A 20754-nucleotide genomic window follows, 5' to 3' on the forward strand; every position below is an offset into this window, starting at 1 on the left:
CCCCCGGTTGCAGCACAAAGCGCCCGACAGCCATCAGGTCTTTAATTCCGATATGGCTGGTCAGGCGCAGACGGTCAGCACCGGCCACCGGCACACCGCGATTTTTCAAGGCACGGGAAAGTGCTGGCATGAACAGATCACGTTTGCGCACCAGCACCATAATATCGCGCGGCTCCATGCGCCGCCCTTTGCCATGGATCGGCTCACCTGTATCCAGCCAATGGCGAATGGTGGTGGCAATCTGCTCAGCCAGCTTGACGGCCGGTGCAGGTAACTGGTCGATCGGTGTACGCCAGTCCTCAACCTCTTCAACCTTTTCCGGCGTCAGAATATCCCAGACCTCAACCTCACCGGCATCATTGGAACGGATCGCCGCATGCACGGTCGGCTGCCGCTCAATGCCAAGTCCGCGAAAAGCCTCTTCACGCGAAAATACCGTGTCCACCGCCGACAACACATCCGGTGTCGAGCGGAACGAGAAATTGAGACTGACTTTTTCAAAGCTCAATTCCGCACGGGCTGCCATGCGTGAAACGGCTTTACCGGTCGCGGCAAAATCCTCAGGACGTGCGCCCTGAAACGAATAGATCGACTGTTTCTCATCGCCCACTGCGAAAAGGGTACGGCGCACATCACGCTGCCCTGAGCCGGAGAAGAACTCGGCGGAGAGCATATTAATCACCTGCCACTGTTCAGGGCTGGTATCCTGCGCCTCATCCACCAGAATATGGTCGATACCGCGGTCGAGCTTATACTGCACCCACATGCCCGCACCGTTGCGCGACAGCAGTGAGACTGTGCGATTAATCAGATCGTCAAAGTCCAGCAAGCCGCGATTGCGCTTCATCTTCTCATAGCGCGACAGCAGATCATCAATCAGCGTGAAGGCTGCAAGATTGAGCCGGATCAGCTTCAGCAATTTAAGCCGGTCGAGCCCTTCATGAATATTGGCGGCAACGCGGTTAAAGTCGTCTTCGAAATCCGGTAGTTCCGCTTTGACCGCAGCGGTCGCCACCCATGAGCCGTTTTTCGGCTCGCCTGTGGATTTGAGAAATGCCTTGCACAGAATATCCTGCATTTGTGCCGGTGTGGTCTGCGATTTGATCATCCGCAATTGCAGCACCACATCCTGCGCACGGGCAGCAGGCTTGCGCAGGTTCATCACCGCATCCAGCACATCTTCTGAAAATTCAGCCACCGGCCAGATATCAGAGAGAATATCGGCTTCAGTATCATCGGGGTCGAAGCCGAAATGACGATAGAAAACATCCTGACGGGTTTCTGCAACACCGGTCTGCCGGATAAATCCATGCAAGGCATGGCGTTTGGACACCGCTTCATCCAGCAGGTTTTCCAACCCCATTTCACCGGCGGTTTCCAGCACCGTGGCAAAAGCTTCAGCCAGACCCGCATGGGCAGAGGTGGAGGCCACTTCCAGCAATTGCCGCCGTGCTTCGCCCACCAGTGCCGTCTGCATCATATCGTCGAGCATTTCAAAATGACCGGCAATATTCGCTTCCAGTGGAAACTGGTGCAGAATGGATTCACAAAAAGCGTGAATGGTTTGGATTTTCAGACCGCCCGGTGTTTCCAAAGCACGGGCAAACAAGCGCCGTGCAATTTCAAGGCGGATTGCATCGGGCTCACGTTTTTCCAGACTCTCAAGCTTTTTGCTCAAGCCTTCATCATCCAGTACTGCCCATTCCGACAAGCGCTGAAAAACACGGTTCTGCATCACGGCCGCTGCGGCTTTGGTATAGGTCAGACAAAGGATTTTTGACGGGTCTGTTCCCTCCAGCAGCAGCCGGATCACCCGTTCTGTCAAAACATGGGTTTTGCCGGAACCGGCATTGGCCGATACCCAGACGGAATCATAAGGGTTTGCAGCCTTGGTCTGTGCATCAATGGTTTCCTGCGGGATGATAAATTTGAGTTTTGTCATGCATCACCGCCTTCATCAGCACCACCGGCAGACCATTCCAGAACACGCGCCAGATGATCATAATCACCCGTCAGATCACTTTCACGGAACGGCAAAGCACGGGAACGATAGCCCTGCTCCTCGCGATTATATTCAGTGAGCAATTCACCAAGACGCGCCCACGATTCTTCACCCAATTGCACAGCGGTTTTCACGCTGGCGCCGCGATCCGTACTGAGAATGGATTCCGGCTTGAGCCTTCCGCCGCCCTGCAAACGCACATAGAGCAAATCCTGAGCATCACTCTGGCCTATCTCTTTAAAGGCACCGCGCCTAAGCAAGGCCGCTTCCAGTGCCAGCTGTGGGGACAACAGCACATGAGCCTGACGCACTGATGGGGTCGAGCCGGTCTTATAGTCGATCACTACCGTCGTGCCGTCGCGCATTACATCAATACGGTCAGCACGTCCGGACAGTGTCACAGCCAGCGGCTCGACAACCGCTTTTGCCGATGAAATCTCCGCATGGCGCTCACGCACATAAGGCGCGCGCTCACGCTCCCAATGCAGGAACTCCGGTATCAGCGCGGTAAAACGCGGCCACCACACGGCTTCTATCTCCGGCGGCAGATCGGCATCAGTGAAAGCACCGCGCCCGATTTCCAGCAATTCTTCTTCCGCCTGCGGTGACAGAGGGTCAATATCGCGGCGGGTAAATTCGCCGAGAATATCATGAAACAGCGTTCCGCGTTCAGCCGCAGCCGGATCACGGATCAGCGGTTCCAATGCACGAAGACGCAAAATTTTCTTCGCATAGATCGCATAAGGATCGCGGCGCAGTGTTTCAATTTCTGTGACCGAGAAATGCTTTGGTCGCGCATCAACCGGCGGCTTCGGTTCAGGACGCGAGACAAACGGCACATCGGGGCTGATATCAAGCAGACGCGCCCAGTACAGATATTTACCGCCGCGTTCACGCATGGCGTCCGTTACAGCTTTGCCCGTCACCGTTTCCAGCCGCAGCAACCAGCGCGACGGTACAGTCGGCGCATTTTCAGAGCGCTGTGAGCGAGAGAAAATCACCTGTTCCATGCCCGTTGCCATAGCAAAATCATGGGCTGCAAGGCCAGTACGCACTTCCGGCGGATCAAGCGCGATCATGCCTTTCATCGGACGCGACATGAACGGATCATTGCGGGTTTTCGCCGGCCAAATGCCCTCATTCAACCCGCCGACAATCACCGTATCAACCGTCTGAAGACGCGCTTCCAGCGCACCCCAGATAAAGACACGCGGATGGCCGCCCGGATGCGGCTTAACCGTTTCATTGGCCAGCAATGCTTCAAACATATCCGGCCATTCTTCCGGCAGAAAATCCAGTCCTGTATCAGCGGCAATCAGCTGACGCAGAAATGCACTGAACTGCTCGCCCTGCTGTCCCTGATAGAGCAGATGCACCGTATCATCGATATCCCGTGCCAGATTTTCCAGTGCCTCGACACTCGCCCGCATGATCTGCGGTACTTCAATCCGCGCCTGAATGCGGATGAGATCGGTCAGCGGTGCCACAGCCGCAGTCATTGCTGCACAGAAACTCTGCAACTGGATGAGCTCTGCTGCCGCAATATTATCCTGCCAGGCCGGCTCATAAGGCTTGGCAGAGGCTTCCATCATTTTTTGTTCAAGGAAGCCCGGCAGATCTGCAATATCCGCCCTGCCCGTACCACCGCGTAACGCGACCAGTTCCAGCATTTCCGCGGCACGGCGCAGATCACCGCGCTTTTGTCCCAGCCGCACCAGCGGATGCTTGGCCAGTGCCAGCAGCGCCACCGGATCACCCGGTTCAAATACACAGGTAATCAACAGACGCAGCAGAATAACCGCCTCTGTATCGCGCAGGAGTTTACCGCCGGAATCATCCGCATCAATGCCGAAACGGGTGAGTTCCAGCACCACACGCCGCGCCAGATTACGGTCAACGGTCACCAAAGCTGCGGTTTTATCCGGCTCTTCAATCGCATCCCGCAAAGCCAGTGCCACTGCCAGCGCTTCTTCGCGCTCATTGGCGGTTTCGATCAGTGCCACATTCTGCATCGCATCGCGCACAGCCTGTGCATCGAGCTTTAAATGCCCCCATAGGTCTGTGGTTTCTGCCGGACGCAGTGCCTCACTGACAATGTGCTCACGCATACGCTTAGCCGGATTCGTAATTTCCAGATGCTGCACATCTTCACGACGACACTGCATCTGATCCAGAAGCTTGCGCAACCCATATTGCGGATGGCCATAGGTGGACGGATTATTCAGCCCGTCGGCAAGCAAGGTCCATGCTTTCTCATCCAGATCACGATCCAGCCCCGGAAATACCACGGCACCTTTTGGCAAACGGGCAATCGTTGCTACCAGCTTTGCTGTTGCCGGAATAGAACCGGTGGAACCGGCCACAATTACAGGGCCTTGCGGCGGATTTTTCTGCATCCGCTGCGTTTCAAATTCAATCAGCCAGTTGCGGTGCTGCGAAGCATTGGAGCGGTTGCGCTCGGCCAAAACATCCGGCCAGATTTTGGTGACGATTTCCAGAAATTGCAGTGTCACCCGCCACCAGTCGGCAAGCTCTTCCGGTGCGATCAGACCAAGTTCGCTCCAGTCTGCCCCTTCTGTCTCCACCTGATCCATCAGCCGCACCAGATCACGCGCCAGCCAGATAGCATCAGCAGTCGTTGCCGGAATGGCAATATCCTCTGCACCGAACATGGCACGAATATGCGACGGCAGGCTTTCCCGCCACGGGCGGATCAGCTGCGCGAGCAATAATAGTCGTTCCGGCTCACTCATCGGCGGGGCAAGCTGGAGAAACTCTTCCGCAGCACTGTCAAACAGCGCTGCACTTTCCTCCACATCACCCAGCGGGCGGATAGACGGCAAAAGAGCGGCATTAGCCGGTTTCCGGTCAACCAGCAAAGCGCGCAGAGCACGGGCAGCACGGCGTGTCGGCACATAGATCACCGCGTCTGCCAGAGCCAGCGGATTGCCTGCATCAGCGCCAAAGCCTTCGATCAGCTCGCCATTCAGCAAAGCATCGGCAAAACGCGGCAGAAATGGTGTTCCCGATGCAATCGAATAAAGACGCGGACGCCGCTCGCTCATAGACCCGTCTCCCTAAAACTGAATATTCTGCTTTACGCGAGTGTCAAAAGGGCAGCTTCTGCCTCGCCGATTGCCTCCGGCGTACCGACCGTCAGCCAATGTCCCTGCATGACCATACCGTAAAGCCGGCCTGCGGCAATGGCGGCGTTAAAATAGCTGTTGAGCGAAGAAACGCTGATCTCTTTACCGGCAAAAAGCTGCGGATTAACCAGTGCCGCACCGGCATAAATATAATCGGAACGCTCATCCACAGGTACACGGCGCAATGTGCTGTCTTCATTGAGATGAAAATCGCCGCGTCCTTCATGACCGGTGGAATGATGCCGGTCTGCCAGCATCAGCAGAATATCCATTCTGCTTTCATCCCAGCTTTGTGCAAGACGCTTCAGATTGGAATTCTGGCTATCAACCCAAAATGTATCGGCATTGAGGATATAAAATGTCTTATCGCCGAGCTCCGGCAGAGCTTTGACAATACCGCCTGCGGAATCGAGCAGCAGTTCGCGCTCATCGGAAATGGTGATCGCAATATCATCACGGGTTTTCAGATGTTCTTCCATCTGGTCGGCCAGATAATGCACATTGACCACGGCCTTTTTAACACCGGCCTCAACCAGCGCATCCAGCCCGCGATCAATCAAGGTGCGACCTGCAACTTCGATCAGCGGCTTTGGTGTGGTCAGGGTCAGCGGACGCATCCGTGTGCCCAAACCGCCTGCCAGTACCATGGCTGTATCAGGGGCGAATGCTTCTGAATTTTTCTTATCCGGCATGGGTATTAATCCTGCAAAAGACCATTGTCCTGATACCATTTGCGCACCGGTGCGAGTGCCGGATGCTGCAAGGCACGCGCTGCATAGGCCTGAATACGCGGCAGATGCTGCAAATAAGCCGGCTTACCATCGCGCTTGAACAGGCGCACAAAAATGCCAAGAATTTTGGTGTTTCGCTGCGCAGCCATAATCGCATAGGCGGAACGGAAGGCCTCTTCATCAAAAGCCTTGGCCAGCTTGCGGCGCTCATCGCAATAGGCCGCACCAATCTGATCTTGTAACTCATCAGGAATTGTCACACGGGCATCCATTGCCAGTGACGCCAGATCATAGGCGGACGGGCCTATCATCGCGTCCTGAAAATCAATGATGCCAAGGCGGGCTATGCCTTCTGCCTTATCCTGCCAGAGAATATTCGGTGAATGATAATCGCGCATCAGCAGGTTATATTCTGCATTATCCAGACTTTTGAATACACTGTCCCATGCCTGTTCAAAGCTCTGTGTCTGGTCTGCACTGGCAGGCTCGCCCTGCACATAGGGCAGATACCAGACTGGCAGCAATTCTGCTTCGATCAGCATCGCATCACGGTCAAACATATGCAAATGATGGGTACGGTCTTCACTGATCGCAATATCCTGCGGCCAGTCATGCTGATGCAAATGCGCCAGCATCCGCGCTGCCGCTACATAGCGCTCTGCGATTGGTTTGCCTTCACTATCCAGCACGCCTTCTGCGCCCAGATGCTCCATCAGCAAAAAACCACGATCAAGATTAAGCGCCAGAATTTCCGGTGCGCGGAAACCTTTTTCACGCAGCAACCGGTTCATCGCAACGAAAGCATCCATATTCTCCGCCAGATGGGCAATCTGGCGATACGGACGTCCGTCTTTGACCGGCGGATCATAAGGCATCGCCGGTGCGTTCATCAGGATTTCGGTACCGCTCTCACTGGTAATCAGCTCATAACCGCGCGGCGATGCGTCGCCCAGCAGATAACGGCGGGAAGCATGATGGCGGTCAGATTTTTCCAGAAAACTGCGGATACCGAGCGAGCGGGAAATACGCCGCGCAGCTTTAGCAGTGACTTCCATCGTCAAACGGCGGCCATCACCTTCATGATCAATACTGATCGCAATCGTTGGAGCAGGTAAAACGCCCTCGCCCTGCTGCGGCCATTCCACCAGCACAGCACCGCTTTCCAGCGCCTCATCAAGCCCCAGCTCATCCAGCTCTTCAGGCGAGGACAGGCGGTAGAGATCTGTGTGGGCTACAGGCAGCCGCAATTCAGGATAGGACTGTACCAGCGTAAAAGTCGGGCTTGGCACTTCGTAGAAATCATCATTGGCTATGGTGCGGATGATCGCGCGCGCCAGAGTGGATTTGCCTGCGCCCAGATCGCCTTTCAAAGTGACAAGATCGCCTTTAGCGAGTGCCAGTGCGATGTCTTCCGCAAAACGGATCATCGCGGCTTCATTTTCCAACACCAGCTCTACCGTATAGAGAGTGCTGCTATCCTGTTCATCAGCCATATCAGCTTCCGTTATTATATGCTCTGCCCGTCATCTCCGGACATGATGAGAATAATGATATTCAGAGGAAAAGACAGCCTGATCCGGTTATTCGGCTGCTGCACGATACAGGCGCGCATCCAGCGGGAAACGAACAAGCACAGTTGTGCCTGACGACGGTGCCGTGCGGATATCAACCGTGCCGCCATGCAGCTCCACAAAGCTTTTCACCAGTGACAAACCAAGCCCTGCACCACGGCGACGGCCGCCATTGCTGTGCGACTGGAAGCGTTTGAATACCGTATCCAGCACTTCTTTAGGCATGCCCGGCCCGTTATCGTGGACACTGAAAAGAATATGATCACCATCAAGACGCGCATCCAGACCGACAACCGAACCTTCCGGCGCATAATTGGCCGCATTGCTCAGCAGGTTGAACAGCACCTGATGCACACGATTGGCATCGCCGCGGAAACTGGTGACGGCATCTTCAATATTGATCTGCAGCGCAATATTATGTTCGCGCAGACGGTCTGCGACGCGTTCGCTGGCAGCGGTAATAGCATCACGCACCGGTACATCGCTAACATCCAGCTCCATGATACCAGCATCGACGGTCGCCAGATCAAGAATATCATTCACAATGGTCAGCAGAGTCAGGGAAGATGTACTGATATGTTCAACATATTCGCGCTGACGGTTGTTCAACTCACCGAAGCCCGGTGTCTGCAACAATTCGGTAAAGCCGATAATATTGGTGAGCGGCGAACGCAGCTCATAGGATACATGCTGAACGAAATCATTCTTGATCTGATCGGCCAGTTCCAGCGCTTCATTCTTGTCTTTCAGCGCCCGCTCCACATGCACCGTATCGGACACATCGACAAAGGTCAGCATCATCTGGCCTTTTGGCAGCGGCACAACGGCATAAGAAAGGATCGTGCCGGTGGACAGTTCTGCCTGCCCCTGCGTGCCTTCGCGCTTGTCGGCAATACCGGTGACTGCCGAGACAAACTCGTCCCAATAACGATCATCGGCCAGTTCTTTACATTGCTTGCGAATGACCGAAATATGCGTGCCTTCAACGGCAATTGTCGGCGGGATCGACCACAATTCGGCAAAAGCCGGATTGGATAGACGGATACGCCCGTCAGCACCGAACACAGCCACACCTTCCGCCAGATGATCCAGCGTTTCGCCCTGCACTTTCATCAAAGTATTATAGCGGCTCTCGAGATCAAATTTCTCGGTCATATTCTCGAAGAACCATGTCACGCCGCCCTGCGGATGCGGATTGGCAACCACACGCAAGGTGCGGCTGTCCGGCAGATGCCACCAATGTTCCTGCGGATCAACAGCACGATAGGCAGACAGCATCGATTCTTTCCAACGTCGCCATTCCGGCTGTTCCGGCAATTTGCCGTCACTGCGCAAACCATCAAACAGCATGGCATTGCTCGGGTGGCTTTCCAGATAGGCAATATCCAGAGACCATAATTTGGCAAAAGCCTGATTGAAGAATTGCAGCTTCATTTCAGGATCAAAAATCGCCACAGCTGTTGAAAGCTGGTCGAGAGTTTCCGCATGGCTGCGGAGCGTGCGCTGCAATTCTGCCCGCACCTGCTCCAGATCGCTCATATTGGCTGCAAAACCGGCAGAACCAGCCGAACAGGAAACCTCCGCCACATCCAGCATATGACGATCACCGGCAATTACAGTGGCCAGCCGGTCACGGAAAGTGGCAATGGATGTGCCCTGTTGTGCTGCCTGCAACATAACCGGTTGATGGCTCAGATTAGCCGCGGACGGATCGGCTGACAGAACGCGCTCGCGCTCAATCTTCTGACGCGCCTGCTCACCCAGCAATTCACGCCCTTCCTGCAACACCTGATCGAGATCATTTGCACCGACAGCCTGTACATAGGCATTATTCGCCCAGTTCAGCCGTCCTTCCACATCGCGTGTCCAAACAGTCTGATCCAGACGGTTCAGAAGTGCATGGAGCATTGTCAGCGTGTCGGACAGCTCATTATTCTGTACCTGTAATTGCGCGGCTCTGGCCTGAACACCGTCAACATTAATGAAGCGGGTAATGGCATAGGCACCGGTTGTCTGCCCCTGCACTTCAAGCATGGTGCCATTATTGGTCTCAACCAGAAAATCAAAAGAGCGGCCATATTCGCGCAGCGATAAAATCGCGCGTTCCAGTGCCACTACGGAATCGGTGCGCAACCAGCGCCCAAAACTTAAAAAAGCCGCCGGATCCTGCGGCACTCCGCTGGCCACCGGCAACTGACCCAGCACTTCTGTCTGCGTATTATGTTGTGGCGTCCCGCGTTTTGCCGGTTCCGCGCCTGCCCAAACCACAATACGCTGATCTTTCAAATTAAGCAGAGTTTCGCTGCGCGTCACTGCATGGCTGAGATCAGCAACACGGGCACGCAAAGCACTGTTCTCGCGGTTAACACGGTTACGGCTGCGGATGATCCAGCTGACAGATAACAGCGCGGCACCTGTTACCCCTACAACAATTGCAAATTGCACCACTTCATTCGGGCCTAATGTGCTGCCGCCCGGCATCGGAATTCGTCCGATATCATAGCTTTGCGCCAGTGCCTGACCGGATACCAAAACAGAAGAAAATGCGGCTGTCGCTGCCAGAGCTTTGCGAAAATGACGGCTTATAACAGAGCCAATATTTCGAAATGAACTGACACCTGACATGCCTTAAAATTCTCCGCCGCAGCATTTGCTGCTTCATAACTGTTTAAAAATCAGCGGCAGAATTTTCTGCCATTATCTTCGAATCATAGCACAATACAGCTACAGGGAATCTGTTTGAAGCGCTGCGGGCGCAAAAATAAAGGCCGGAAGAATGTCAATCCTTCCGGCCACAATATGTTGTATGTTAATTAAACTATAGTTAATACCTGTAGTGATCCGATTTAAACGGCCCCTGCGGTGTTACACCAATATATGCAGCCTGTTCCTCAGAAAGCACAGTCAGCTTCACGCCAAGCTTGGCCAGATGCAGCCGCGCAACCTTTTCATCGAGATGTTTCGGCAGCACATAGACTTCGTTTTTATAAGTCTCGCCACGGGTGAACAGCTCGATCTGACCGAGCACCTGATTGGTGAAAGAGGCCGACATCACAAAACTCGGATGGCCGGTCGCATTGCCGAGATTGAGCAGACGACCTTCAGACAGCAGGATCAGACGCTTATCATCCGGGAAGGTGATCATATCCACCTGCGGCTTGATATTCGTCCATTTCAGATTGCGCAGTGCACCAACCTGAATTTCATTATCAAAATGGCCGATATTGCCAACAATCACCATGTCTTTCATCTTGCGCATATGCTCGATGGTGATGACGTCTTTATTGCCGGTTGTGGTGATGACGATATCCGCATCCGCTGCGGCATCATCCAGTGTCACCACTTCAAAACCATCCATTGCCGCCTGCAGGGCGCAGATCGGATCAACTTCCGTGACCTTCACGCGGGCACCGGCACCGAGCAGTGACTGGGCAGACCCCTTACCCACATCGCCATAACCGCAGACAATAGCGACTTTACCGGCCATCATCACATCGGTACCGCGACGGATACCGTCCACCAGCGACTCTTTACAACCGTATTTATTGTCGAATTTCGATTTGGTTACGCTGTCATTGACGTTAATCGCAGGGAAAGGCAGCTGACCGGCACGCTGCAACTGGTAAAGGCGGTTTACGCCGGTAGTCGTTTCTTCCGTCACACCTTTCAGCGCCGCACGCTGGCGGGTGAAAAAGCCCGGTGTTTCAGCCATACGTTTTTTGATCTGAGCGAAGAGGATTTCCTCTTCTTCACTGCCCGGTTTTGACAGCACATCTTCACCGGCCTCAGCGCGTGCACCGATCAGAATATACATGGTAGCGTCGCCGCCATCATCGAGGATCAGATTGGAAGGCTCACCATCCGACCACTGGAAAATTTTATCCGTATAGGTCCAATATTCTTCCAGTGTTTCGCCCTTGATTGCGAAAACCGGTGTGCCTTCAGCCGCAATTGCCGCCGCAGCATGATCCTGTGTCGAGAAGATATTGCAGGATGCCCAACGCACTTCCGCACCCAGCGCCTGAAGTGTTTCAATCAGTACGGCAGTCTGGATTGTCATATGAAGGGAACCGGAAATCCGTGCGCCTTTCAATATCTGTTTCGGCCCGAATTCCTCACGCGATGCCATCAGACCCGGCATTTCTGTTTCCGCAATGACAATTTCCTTGCGTCCCCAGTCAGCCAGACCGATATCCTTGATGATATATTCTCCCGATACAGACATCTGCACTCCGCTTTCAGCTGTTACAACTTCAATAAAATATGTGTAGCAGATCAGGGAAAGCGGCTCAAACAAAAATATAAGGTAATCTTTATATCTTTATGTAATCTGAGTCAGCCAATAAAAAAGCACCGGAATGCCCGGTGCTTTTAAAAACTGAATTAAGTCTCTTTAGCATTCTTCGCCGAATTTATCGCCGACTAGCTGCTCCAGCGCATCAAGTACGGCTGTTGCCTCAACGCCGCAGGCGCTGACATCAATGCAACATCCTGGTGATGCGGCAAGCATCATCAACCCCATAATCGATGTGCCGCCAACACTCATTCCGTCTTTTTCAACACGGACATGAGCATCAAAACTATCCACCAATTGCACGAATTTTGCCGAAGCCCGCGCATGCAGACCCCGCTTATTCACGATCGTAAATTTGCGGGTCTCTGCCTTATCAGGCTCATAACATCCGCTGACAGCAACCTGAGCCATATTTATTTTTCCCGTCAGGACCTAATCTGATTATTCGTCAGTACCTGAGATTATTACTTACTCGTCAGTACCTGACTGGCAACATTAATATATTTACGGCCTGCATCCTGCGCTTCACGCAATGATGCTTCCATATCACCGGACTGACGCACACTGGTCAGTTTAATCAGCATCGGCAGATTAACACCGGCAATGACCTCAACCCTGCCCGCATCAAGCACCGAAATTGCCAGATTGGAAGGTGTTCCGCCGAACATATCGGTCAGAATAATAACACCCTGCCCCTGATCGGCCTTAGCAACCGCCGCGACAATATCCTCACGACGTTTTTCCATATCATCATCGGCACCGATACTAACGGTTTCGAAATTTTCCTGAGGGCCGACAACATGCTCAACAGCATGGTGAAACTCTTCGGCCAGCCTTCCGTGCGTAACAAGCACGAGTCCGATCATTATTAAACTGCTCCTGCTGGTCGCTTTTCCATTGTCGCACTCACAATATAAAAGCTTGTAAGCTCAATCTGAACCAAAAGTTCAGACATTTACCCCTAAGACATAAATTTTATGGCCGTTATTTTCTGAATTCAGGCTCAGATTTTTAATATTGGCCAGACCTTCTATGTTGGCACCGAGAATAATGAGTGCAAGCAAAAAATAAAGCCCCCCACGGCTTTCGTCGGTTATGCCGCACTGAAACACAGATTTTATTCTAAACCAGCCGTTAAAAAACAAGGGCTTTCAGGCAGTTTCACGGCTGCCCCAGCGTTTCATAAATAAAGTCGCTTCTATCGCTCTGGCACATTGCAGCGAATCGCAATCCCCTGCCAATTCCGGCAAGATCAGCACAGGAACCATAATTCCTGCCAGTTCGCGCTTTTCATCTGCCGGATAACGGGGCGCTTTATCCGCACTTACCAACTCTACCAGCAGGTTGATTTCTGCCTGTGGCTGATACGGCACCTCAAATAAACCTGCACCGCGAATTTCAACAGCACCGGCAATCGCTGAAGGTGTGGAAGCGATCAGCTTCCCCTCTTCTGTACTGATCGTCGTCTGGTCGTCAGAAATCAATGTGCCGACACGGCCTGTCTGCTGCGCGCGTTCGATCAGAGTGAGCGCCAGCGATGATTTTCCCGAGCCGGAAGCACCACATATTAAAATGCCAAAGGAACCAAGAACCAGAGATGTGGCGTGAAACACAAAACTTTCAGAATTGCTCATGCGTTTCTCCGCTTTATTATCAGTTTTCCGTATTCTGTGCCGCCTGTGCACGCTGACGTCTGGTGCTTTCCGGTAATTCTGCCGGCAGATCAATCAGGAACCGCGCACCCAGCCAATGTTCAGCATCTTCAGGATCAGGAATATTAGAAGCTGTTAGTGTACCACCATGTGCTTCGATAATCTGCCGGCTGATTGAAAGCCCCAGACCGGAATTCTGACCAAAAGCCTCCGAAGACGGGCGATCCGTATAGAAACGCTCGAAAATACGTTCAATATTTTCAGCGCCGATACCCGGACCATTATCCTCAACGACAACCTGAATTTTTGAACCTTTATGATTCAGATAAATTCTGATTTCACCATTATCTTCCGGCACAAAGGTACGGGCATTTTCAATCAGGTTAGAGACAACCTGACCAAGCCGCAAATCATGGCCCGGCAAATAAAAACCTTTTGCCCCTGCCGGAAGCTTGCCGATATCCAGCAGGATTTTTGTACCCACTTTATTGCGGCGCACTTCTCTCGCAGCTGCCACAATATTATTGAGCAGTGCCTGCATATCCACCCGATCCGTATGTTCACGGGCAAGTTCGGCATCCAGACGCGATGCATCGGAAATATCTGTAATCAAACGATCAAGACGCCGCACATCATGCTGGATCACGTCAAGAAGACGTTTTTTAGCACTCTCGGTTTTCGCCAGAGGCAGCGTTTCAACTGCACTGCGTAGAGAAGTCAGCGGATTTTTCAGCTCATGGCTGACATCGGCCGCAAAACTTTCAATAGCCTCAATACGTGCATAAAGCGCATCGGTCATATCGCGGATCGAGGTAGAAAGATGGCCGACCTCATCCTGACGGTCGGAGAAATCCGGAATTTCAACACGGCCTTTAATACCGTGGCGCACACGATCCGCTGCTTCAGACAATTTGCGCAACGGATTAGCAATCGTAGAAGCCAGAAACAGCGACAGGATCACCATCACCAGCGACACAACAACAAAGACACGCAGGATCGCATTGCGCTCACCACGAACAATCTTATCAATATCACCGCCCTCGGTCGACATCAGCAAAACGCCGAGCACCGCACGGTAACGCTGGATCGGAACGGCAACCGAGACAACCAACTCGCCTTTTTCATTCCGGCGCTGTGCTTTACCGGAAGAACCGGTCAAAGCTGTAATCACTTCCGGATAGACAGAACCATTACCGCCCGGCGGCTCCTGATAGAGCGGCAGGCTGTTACGGTTAATCAGATTATTGAACCATGTGCTGATCTGCTCGCCAAAGCTCTGATCATCCTCATCCAGTACCGGCAAATCATAGCTCAGCACCTGTCCGCGTGAATAAAGATGGCGTGAGTCCAGCAGGATATTGGCATTATTATCGTAAATACGCGCACGGGTACTGGTCGGAGAAATCAATGTCCGCAGTAGTGGCGCTACTTTTTCCGGATTGATCGGAAATTCCCAGTTATCCGGAGAATCCGGTGACGGAGTAATACTCTGACCGGCCTGCAGCTCCAGCAGCTTATCCGGATCGATCATGATCGAATTGGTATCAACGCTTGCCGATGAAGCAATGGAGGCTGCGATAATCTTACCTTGCGTCAGAAGACTTTCAATCTTCGCGTCCACCAGACCATCACGAAACTGGTTGAGATACATGATCCCCGAAACCAGCACCGCAAGCGCTGCCAGATTGAGAAACAGAATACGCTTGGTCAGACTGGAGAAAACATAATTGCCCAATGTACGGCGCAGCGGTGAAAACAGACGCCGCCAGACAAGCGAGCGCTGACGGCGCGCAAGACGTTCCTTGCGGCGCAATGTCGTTCTGTTTTCCGTTTCAGCGACCATTGAGGGCGATCAGTTCCTTCAGCGAATTAAGACGGAGCGGTTATGCAATGCATTATAACCGCTCCGTGCTTTTATATCAGCTATATTTGCAAAGCTTCACGCTTCGGGCTTTTTTTATATTACGAAGCGCTTACGCTTCGTACTTTCTAATATGCGAGGCTTTTACGCCTCATACTTTCTTATATTGCGAAGCTTTTACGCTTCGCGGAAGCGATAGCCAACACCGTAAAGCGTCTCAATCATTTCAAAATCATCGTCAACAACTTTGAATTTCTTACGCAGACGCTTGATATGGCTGTCAATCGTGCGGTCATCCACATAAACCTGCTCGTCATAAGCGGCATCCATCAGCGCATCACGGCTTTTCACAACACCCGGACGCTGTGCCAGCGAATGCAGGATAAGGAATTCAGTCACCGTCAATGTAACCGGTTCGCCCTTCCATGTGCAGGTATGGCGCTCCTGATCCATTTCCAGTTGGCCGCGCTGCAATGACTTTGTCGGCTGACCCGGATTTTTAACCGCACCTTCACGAGCCGCCACACGGCGCAGCACCGCTTTAACACGCTCTACCAGCAGACGCTGGGAGAACGGCTTGGTGATAAAATCATCCGCGCCCATTTTCAGGCCGAATAATTCGTCGATCTCATCATCTTTCGATGTCAGGAAGATCACCGGCAGATCAGATTTCTGGCGCAGTCGGCGGAGCAGTTCCATACCATCCATACGCGGCATTTTAATATCGAAAATTGCAAGATTTGGCGGACGCGCCATCAGACCATCCAGCGCGGAAGCACCGTCTGTATAGGTCTCGACCCGATAGCCTTCCGACTCCAGAGCAATGGAAACAGAAGTCAGGATATTGCGGTCATCATCTACGAGCGCAATGGTCTGTGTTACCGGAACTTCCCTCATCAGGTCGCTTCTCCTCAATCAAATTCGACTATTCAACTTATATAGCACGTCTTTTAAGCAGGACAAATTAAGTACAAAGTAAGGCAGCGGCGATTTTTCTGATGCTTCGCCTGCAATTTATACCCGCTTCAGACACCTTGCTTATGTGGATAGCGGCATAATAAATTGCCATAAAAACGATTTAAAAAAAATTTAAAAAATTTTAAACGATTAAAGATTTGAAATTGTCTCGCTAATCTGGTTGTGACTTTGCCTTAGCGCGGAGAGAAAATGCGCTGTCGACCAACCAATGAAAACTGCGAGTGAAAATTATGATCGAGACTGGCAATCGCAATCCAGCTGCTTCCATTGCAACGACGGGGCTAAAAGACCTCGCCGCGGTCTATTATAATTTCGGACCGGCTCAGCTCTATGAGGAGTCGATCCGCCGCGGTGAATCAACTCTGACTGCACAGGGCGCTTTGATGGCCGTGACCGGACAACATACCGGACGTAGCCCTAAAGACAAATTCGTTGTGCGTGATGCAACCACCGAAGACCAGATCTGGTGGGACAACAATAAGCCGATGAGCCCGGAAAATTTTGCCAAGCTGCATGCCGATTTCATTGAGCACGCCAAAGGCAAAGAACTGTTTGTTCAGGATCTGATCGGCGGTGCCGATGCCGAGCACAATATCAAGGTTCGCGTTGTAACCGAATTTGCATGGCACTCACTGTTCATCCGCAACCTGCTGATCCGTCCTGAAATTGCTGCCCTGCAGAGCTTCATGCCAGAAATGACCATTATTGATCTGCCATCCTTCCGTGCTGATCCTGAAAAATACGGCTGCCGTACAGAAACCGTGATCGCCTGCGATCTGGTCAACAAAATTGTGCTGATCGGCGGTACTTCCTATGCCGGTGAAATGAAGAAGTCGGTCTTTACCGCTCTGAACTACATTCTGCCTGCAAAAGGCATTATGCCAATGCATTGCTCGGCTAATGAAGCACCAAACGGCGACACCGCGATTTTCTTCGGTCTGTCCGGCACCGGTAAAACCACCCTCTCAGCTGATCCGACACGCACGCTGATCGGTGATGATGAACACGGCTGGAGCGAAAACGGCATCTTTAATTTTGAAGGCGGCTGCTACGCCAAGACTATCCGCCTCTCGGCAGAAGCTGAACCGGAAATCTATTCCACAACACAGCGTTTCGGCACCGTGCTGGAAAATGTTGTTCTTGATGAAAACCGCCAGCCGGATTTCAACGATGGTTCGCGCACTGAAAATACCCGCGCAGCCTATCCGCTGGATTTCATCTCCAATGCATCCAAGACAGGCACTGCCGGTCAGCCTAAGAATGTTATCATGCTGACAGCTGATGCGTTCGGTGTGATGCCTCCGATTGCCAAGCTGACCCCTGCTCAGGCTATGTACCACTTCCTGTCCGGTTACACCGCTAAGGTTGCCGGTACTGAAAAAGGTGTGACCGAGCCGGAAGCAACCTTCTCCACCTGCTTTGGTGCGCCTTTCATGCCGCGCCATCCATCGGAATACGGCGATCTGCTGCGTAAACTGATTGCTGAACACAAAGTTGACTGCTGGCTGGTAAACACCGGCTGGACCGGCGGTGCTTACGGCACCGGTAATCGTATGCCGATCAAGGCAACACGTGCCCTGCTCTCTGCAGCGCTTGACGGTTCGCTCAATGGTGCAGAATTCCGCACAGACCCTAACTTCGGTTTTGAAGTTCCTGTGGCTGTTCCGGGTGTTGATTCAAGCATTCTCGACCCGCGTTCAACATGGGCGGATAAAGCTGCTTATGACGCACAGGCTAAAAAACTGGCCAACATGTTCATCACAAACTTTGCCAAGTTTGAAGATCATGTAGATGCTGAAGTCCGTTCGGCTGCACCGGCTCTGGCAATTGCCGCTGAATAAATAATCTGCATTTCTGAAATTAAGAACGGTGCCTTCCAGGCACCGTTTTTTATTTCTGCACTTATCTTCGCAGATTTCAGATATTCCGTTATAAATCCGCTCATGACGGAACAAAACAAACATCTTATCCGCATTACCAACCGGATCAGTATTCATGAAAATCTGCTGGAGGAGAGCTTTATCCGCTCTTCAGGTCCAGGCGGACAGAATGTGAATAAGGTTTCAACAGCCGTGCAGCTGCGCTTTGCAGCCATGCAAGCGGGCTTGCCGGAAGATGTCTATGCGCGCCTCATCAGCCTTGCTGGGCAGCGTGCCAATAAAGACGGTGAGATTGTGATTGAAGCCAGCCGCTTCCGCAGTCAGGAAAAGAACCGTGAAGATGCCCGCAACCGTATGATTGCATTGATTGCCGAGGCTGCCAAACCGCCGCCGCCACCGCGTAAAAAGACCAAACCGACCAAAGGTTCTGTTGAACGGCGCCTGAAAGCAAAGTCCGGTCGCGCAGATGTCAAGAAAATGCGTCAGCGTGTCAAAGGTGATTAGAGCGACCTTTGTGTGCCAGATCTGGCACACGGCGCTCTAATACCCGATAATCCCTGTTATTTTATACGGGTGGCTTCCTTAATTCATTTACCTGCCTATATTCTTTAAGCGGATGATATCTGACACTCAAAGGAGAAACGGAATGGGCATATTTGATTTTGTGAAATCGGTTGGTACCAAACTTGGCTTTGGTGACGATGAGCCTAAAGCAGAAGATCTGAAGAAAGAGCTGGATTCCCATAATCTCGGTACCAGTGATGTGCAGGTAACTGTTCAGGGCGACAAGGCTGTACTTTCCGGCAATGTCAAAGATCAGTCCGCTTTTGAAAAAGCGATTATTGCTGTCGGTAACTCCCTCGGCGTTTCCAAAGTAGAAGCCTCGGAACTGAAAGTTGACGGCGCTGCTGAAGGTGCGGCACCGGTTTTCTACACCGTGAAAAAGGGCGACAATCTCTGGAAAATCGCTGAAGCCCAATATGGCAAAGGCCATGGCGATAAAAACCCGAAAATCTTTGAAGCCAATAAGCCGATGCTGACTTCGCCGGACAAAATCTATCCGGGTCAGGTTCTGCGTATTCCGCCGCTGGCATAATACGGTTCAAAATAAAAAGCCCCGCTGTCGATGAAAGCGGGGCTTTTTTACAACTCTGAGACTCAGATTTTGCGCAGAGCGACTTCTTCAATCATGTGATTTTCGCCTTTGCGCAGGATCAGATCAGCACGCGGGCGTGTCGGCAGAATATTCTCAAACAGGTTTTTGAGATTGATATTCGTCCACAAACCCTCAGCAATTGACAGTGCCGCCTCTTCCGACAATTGCGAATAACGGTGGAAGAAGCTCTGGGGATCACGGAATGCTGTTTCACGCAGTTTCATGAAGCGGTTGATATACCATTTGTGGATCAGCACCGGATCAGCATCAATATAGATCGAGAAATCAAAGAAATCCGACACAAACGGCACAGCTTTACCGTCCGCAGGCAGATCACGCACCTGCAGCACATTGATGCCTTCAAAAATCAGAATATCCGGCCGGTCAATGGTCACATGCTTACCGGCAACCACGTCATAGGTCAGATGTGAATAGACCGGCGCCTGAACATGGCTCATGCCTGCCTTCATAGATGACAGGAAATTGAGAATGGCACCGGCATCATAACTGTCCGGAAAGCCTTTACGCTCCATCCGGCCTTCGGCACGCAGTACTTCATTGGGATATAGAAAGCCGTCAGTCGTCACCAGCTCGACTTTAGGGCTCGATGGCCAGCGGCTCAGCAATTCCTTCAGAATACGCGCTGTGGTCGATTTTCCGACCGCAACGGAACCGGCAATGCCGATGATAAACGGTGTTTTGACCGTATCATCCTTCATCAGGAACTGTTTGCGCTGTTTATAGAGCGATTGCAGCGCTTCCACATGGGTCGACAGTAAACGCGACAAAGCCAGATAAATCCGGCGCACCTCATCCAGATCCACCGGATCGTTCAGCGAACGCAGACGTTTCACTTCATCCAATGTCAGGGTCAGCGGCGTATCGGCACGAAATTCTGCCCATTCCGCAGCGGTAAAAACCTGATAAGGCGAATAATGCTTCTTTTTGAAAAGATCCATGGAGTGCATTTCGATCTCTGAATAAACCCGGGAACCAGATGAATGCTTCAGTCTATTCCGGTTTTCGTGCAGCTTTTTCCTGAAGACCGGTTTGTGATGTACGTTTATCCAGTTCCTGCATCACGGATTCCAGCGACACACCCGCAATCTTCCATACTACCAGCAAATGATAGAGCAGATCGGCACTTTCAGAAATGACAGCTTTTTCATCCTGCATCATCGCCGCAATAACAGTTTCAACCGCTTCTTCGCCCAGTTTCTGGACGGCCTTATGCTGACCTTTGGCAATCAGTGAGGCTGTATAAGATGAACCATCTGTTGCAGCCGCGCGATTTGCAACAATCTGCTCAAGCTCAGCCAGGGTGAAATCTGTCATGCTGCACTCCTGTTTCAGTGCAATTTATAGAATGCGCGATGAGAATCCCGCACAGCAATGCGAATGGTCTTTAAAGCAAATGAGGGATGAAAAGCACCCCTCATTGCATGAAACAACTTAATTTTATCAGTAAATCAAACGGGGTGTC

At 52.1% G+C, this 20754-nt stretch carries 16 protein-coding genes; 3 read left to right on the forward strand and 13 right to left on the reverse strand.

The window, feature by feature from the left end; all coding sequences use genetic code 11:
• From addA to A918_RS0101055, 11 genes are all read right to left on the reverse strand, one after another.
• Positions 1-1942: double-strand break repair helicase AddA (gene addA / locus A918_RS0101000; RefSeq protein WP_022709251.1), on the reverse strand; the 1942-nt coding region annotated here is incomplete at its 3' end.
• Positions 1939-5067, reverse strand: a complete 3129-nt coding sequence (gene addB, locus A918_RS0101005; RefSeq protein ID WP_022709252.1) for a double-strand break repair protein AddB — start codon at positions 5065-5067, stop codon at positions 1939-1941. The genes addA and addB, both read right to left, overlap by 4 nt.
• A gap of 32 nt (positions 5068-5099) precedes the next feature.
• On the reverse strand, positions 5100-5840 hold the full coding sequence (locus tag A918_RS0101010) for a nucleotidyltransferase family protein (RefSeq protein WP_022709253.1): 741 nt from the start codon (positions 5838-5840) through the stop codon (positions 5100-5102).
• Between the two features lie 5 nt (positions 5841-5845).
• Positions 5846-7372: a tRNA (adenosine(37)-N6)-threonylcarbamoyltransferase complex ATPase subunit type 1 TsaE gene (gene tsaE / locus A918_RS0101015; RefSeq protein WP_022709254.1), complete on the reverse strand. Its 1527-nt coding sequence runs from the start codon at positions 7370-7372 to the stop codon at positions 5846-5848.
• A gap of 87 nt (positions 7373-7459) precedes the next feature.
• Positions 7460-10075: a PAS domain-containing sensor histidine kinase gene (locus A918_RS0101020; protein WP_022709255.1), complete on the reverse strand. Its 2616-nt coding sequence runs from the start codon at positions 10073-10075 to the stop codon at positions 7460-7462.
• A gap of 199 nt (positions 10076-10274) precedes the next feature.
• A complete protein-coding gene (ahcY, locus tag A918_RS0101025; RefSeq protein ID WP_028233222.1) occupies positions 10275-11675 on the reverse strand; it encodes an adenosylhomocysteinase in 1401 nt (466 codons plus the stop codon).
• Between the two features lie 168 nt (positions 11676-11843).
• Positions 11844-12155: an HPr family phosphocarrier protein gene (locus A918_RS0101030; protein ID WP_022709257.1), complete on the reverse strand. Its 312-nt coding sequence runs from the start codon at positions 12153-12155 to the stop codon at positions 11844-11846.
• 53 nt (positions 12156-12208) lie between these two features.
• Complete coding sequence (locus tag A918_RS0101035; RefSeq protein WP_022709258.1) at positions 12209-12610, reverse strand: PTS sugar transporter subunit IIA; 402 nt, start codon at positions 12608-12610, stop codon at positions 12209-12211.
• Between the two features lie 285 nt (positions 12611-12895).
• Positions 12896-13378 (reverse strand): HPr kinase/phosphorylase, encoded by a 483-nt coding sequence (locus A918_RS0101045; protein WP_022709260.1) that lies wholly within the window; start codon positions 13376-13378, stop codon positions 12896-12898.
• Between the two features lie 19 nt (positions 13379-13397).
• Positions 13398-15239, reverse strand: coding sequence for a sensor histidine kinase (locus A918_RS19055; RefSeq protein WP_022709261.1), 1842 nt, complete (start codon positions 15237-15239; stop codon positions 13398-13400).
• A gap of 195 nt (positions 15240-15434) precedes the next feature.
• Complete coding sequence (locus tag A918_RS0101055; RefSeq protein WP_022709262.1) at positions 15435-16154, reverse strand: response regulator transcription factor; 720 nt, start codon at positions 16152-16154, stop codon at positions 15435-15437.
• Positions 16155-16465: 311 nt separating this feature from the next.
• On the opposite strand from A918_RS0101055, the gene A918_RS0101060 reads away from it, so the two are divergent.
• The 3 genes from A918_RS0101060 to lysM all read left to right on the forward strand — a co-directional run bounded on the left by A918_RS0101060 (position 16466) and on the right by lysM (position 19211).
• Positions 16466-18076: a phosphoenolpyruvate carboxykinase gene (locus A918_RS0101060; RefSeq protein WP_028233223.1), complete on the forward strand. Its 1611-nt coding sequence runs from the start codon at positions 16466-16468 to the stop codon at positions 18074-18076.
• Positions 18077-18178: 102 nt separating this feature from the next.
• Positions 18179-18619 carry an alternative ribosome rescue aminoacyl-tRNA hydrolase ArfB gene (gene arfB / locus A918_RS0101065; RefSeq protein ID WP_022709264.1) on the forward strand — a complete coding sequence of 147 codons (441 nt, stop codon included), beginning with the start codon at positions 18179-18181 and terminating at the stop codon, positions 18617-18619.
• Positions 18620-18761: 142 nt separating this feature from the next.
• A complete protein-coding gene (gene lysM / locus A918_RS0101070; RefSeq protein WP_022709265.1) occupies positions 18762-19211 on the forward strand; it encodes a peptidoglycan-binding protein LysM in 450 nt (149 codons plus the stop codon).
• A 62-nt stretch (positions 19212-19273) separates the two neighbouring features.
• Here lysM and coaA read toward each other — a convergent pair whose 3' ends face one another.
• The gene (gene coaA, locus A918_RS0101075; protein ID WP_022709266.1) at positions 19274-20230 is read right to left on the reverse strand and encodes a type I pantothenate kinase; all 957 of its coding nucleotides are present in this window, start codon (positions 20228-20230) and stop codon (positions 19274-19276) included.
• Positions 20231-20282: 52 nt separating this feature from the next.
• Positions 20283-20606 (reverse strand): phosphoribosyl-ATP diphosphatase, encoded by a 324-nt coding sequence (locus A918_RS0101080; RefSeq protein ID WP_022709267.1) that lies wholly within the window; start codon positions 20604-20606, stop codon positions 20283-20285.
• Between the last annotated feature and the right edge of the window lie 148 nt (positions 20607-20754).

The organism is Pseudochrobactrum sp. AO18b (genome assembly GCF_000409565.1).
In the GTDB taxonomy this organism is placed as follows: Bacteria; Pseudomonadota; Alphaproteobacteria; order Rhizobiales; family Rhizobiaceae; genus Pseudochrobactrum; species Pseudochrobactrum saccharolyticum.

Bases quoted from the DNA above. Each gene is read 5' to 3' on its own strand.
- A918_RS0101045 (WP_022709260.1), bottom strand. From the start codon at position 13,378: ATGAGCAATTCTGAAAGTTTTGTGTTTCACGCCACATCTCTGGTTCTT.
- addB (WP_022709252.1), bottom strand. From the start codon at position 5,067: ATGAGCGAGCGGCGTCCGCGTCTTTATTCGATTGCATCGGGAACACCA.
- A918_RS0101055 (WP_022709262.1), bottom strand. From the start codon at position 16,154: ATGAGGGAAGTTCCGGTAACACAGACCATTGCGCTCGTAGATGATGAC.
- arfB (WP_022709264.1), top strand. From the start codon at position 18,179: ATGACGGAACAAAACAAACATCTTATCCGCATTACCAACCGGATCAGT.
- A918_RS0101010 (WP_022709253.1), bottom strand. From the start codon at position 5,840: ATGCCGGATAAGAAAAATTCAGAAGCATTCGCCCCTGATACAGCCATG.
- lysM (WP_022709265.1), top strand. From the start codon at position 18,762: ATGGGCATATTTGATTTTGTGAAATCGGTTGGTACCAAACTTGGCTTT.
- ahcY (WP_028233222.1), bottom strand. From the start codon at position 11,675: ATGTCTGTATCGGGAGAATATATCATCAAGGATATCGGTCTGGCTGAC.
- A918_RS0101035 (WP_022709258.1), bottom strand. From the start codon at position 12,610: ATGATCGGACTCGTGCTTGTTACGCACGGAAGGCTGGCCGAAGAGTTT.
- coaA (WP_022709266.1), bottom strand. From the start codon at position 20,230: ATGGATCTTTTCAAAAAGAAGCATTATTCGCCTTATCAGGTTTTTACC.
- A918_RS19055 (WP_022709261.1), bottom strand. From the start codon at position 15,239: ATGGTCGCTGAAACGGAAAACAGAACGACATTGCGCCGCAAGGAACGT.
- tsaE (WP_022709254.1), bottom strand. From the start codon at position 7,372: ATGGCTGATGAACAGGATAGCAGCACTCTCTATACGGTAGAGCTGGTG.
- A918_RS0101030 (WP_022709257.1), bottom strand. From the start codon at position 12,155: ATGGCTCAGGTTGCTGTCAGCGGATGTTATGAGCCTGATAAGGCAGAG.
- A918_RS0101060 (WP_028233223.1), top strand. From the start codon at position 16,466: ATGATCGAGACTGGCAATCGCAATCCAGCTGCTTCCATTGCAACGACG.
- A918_RS0101020 (WP_022709255.1), bottom strand. From the start codon at position 10,075: ATGTCAGGTGTCAGTTCATTTCGAAATATTGGCTCTGTTATAAGCCGT.
- A918_RS0101080 (WP_022709267.1), bottom strand. From the start codon at position 20,606: ATGACAGATTTCACCCTGGCTGAGCTTGAGCAGATTGTTGCAAATCGC.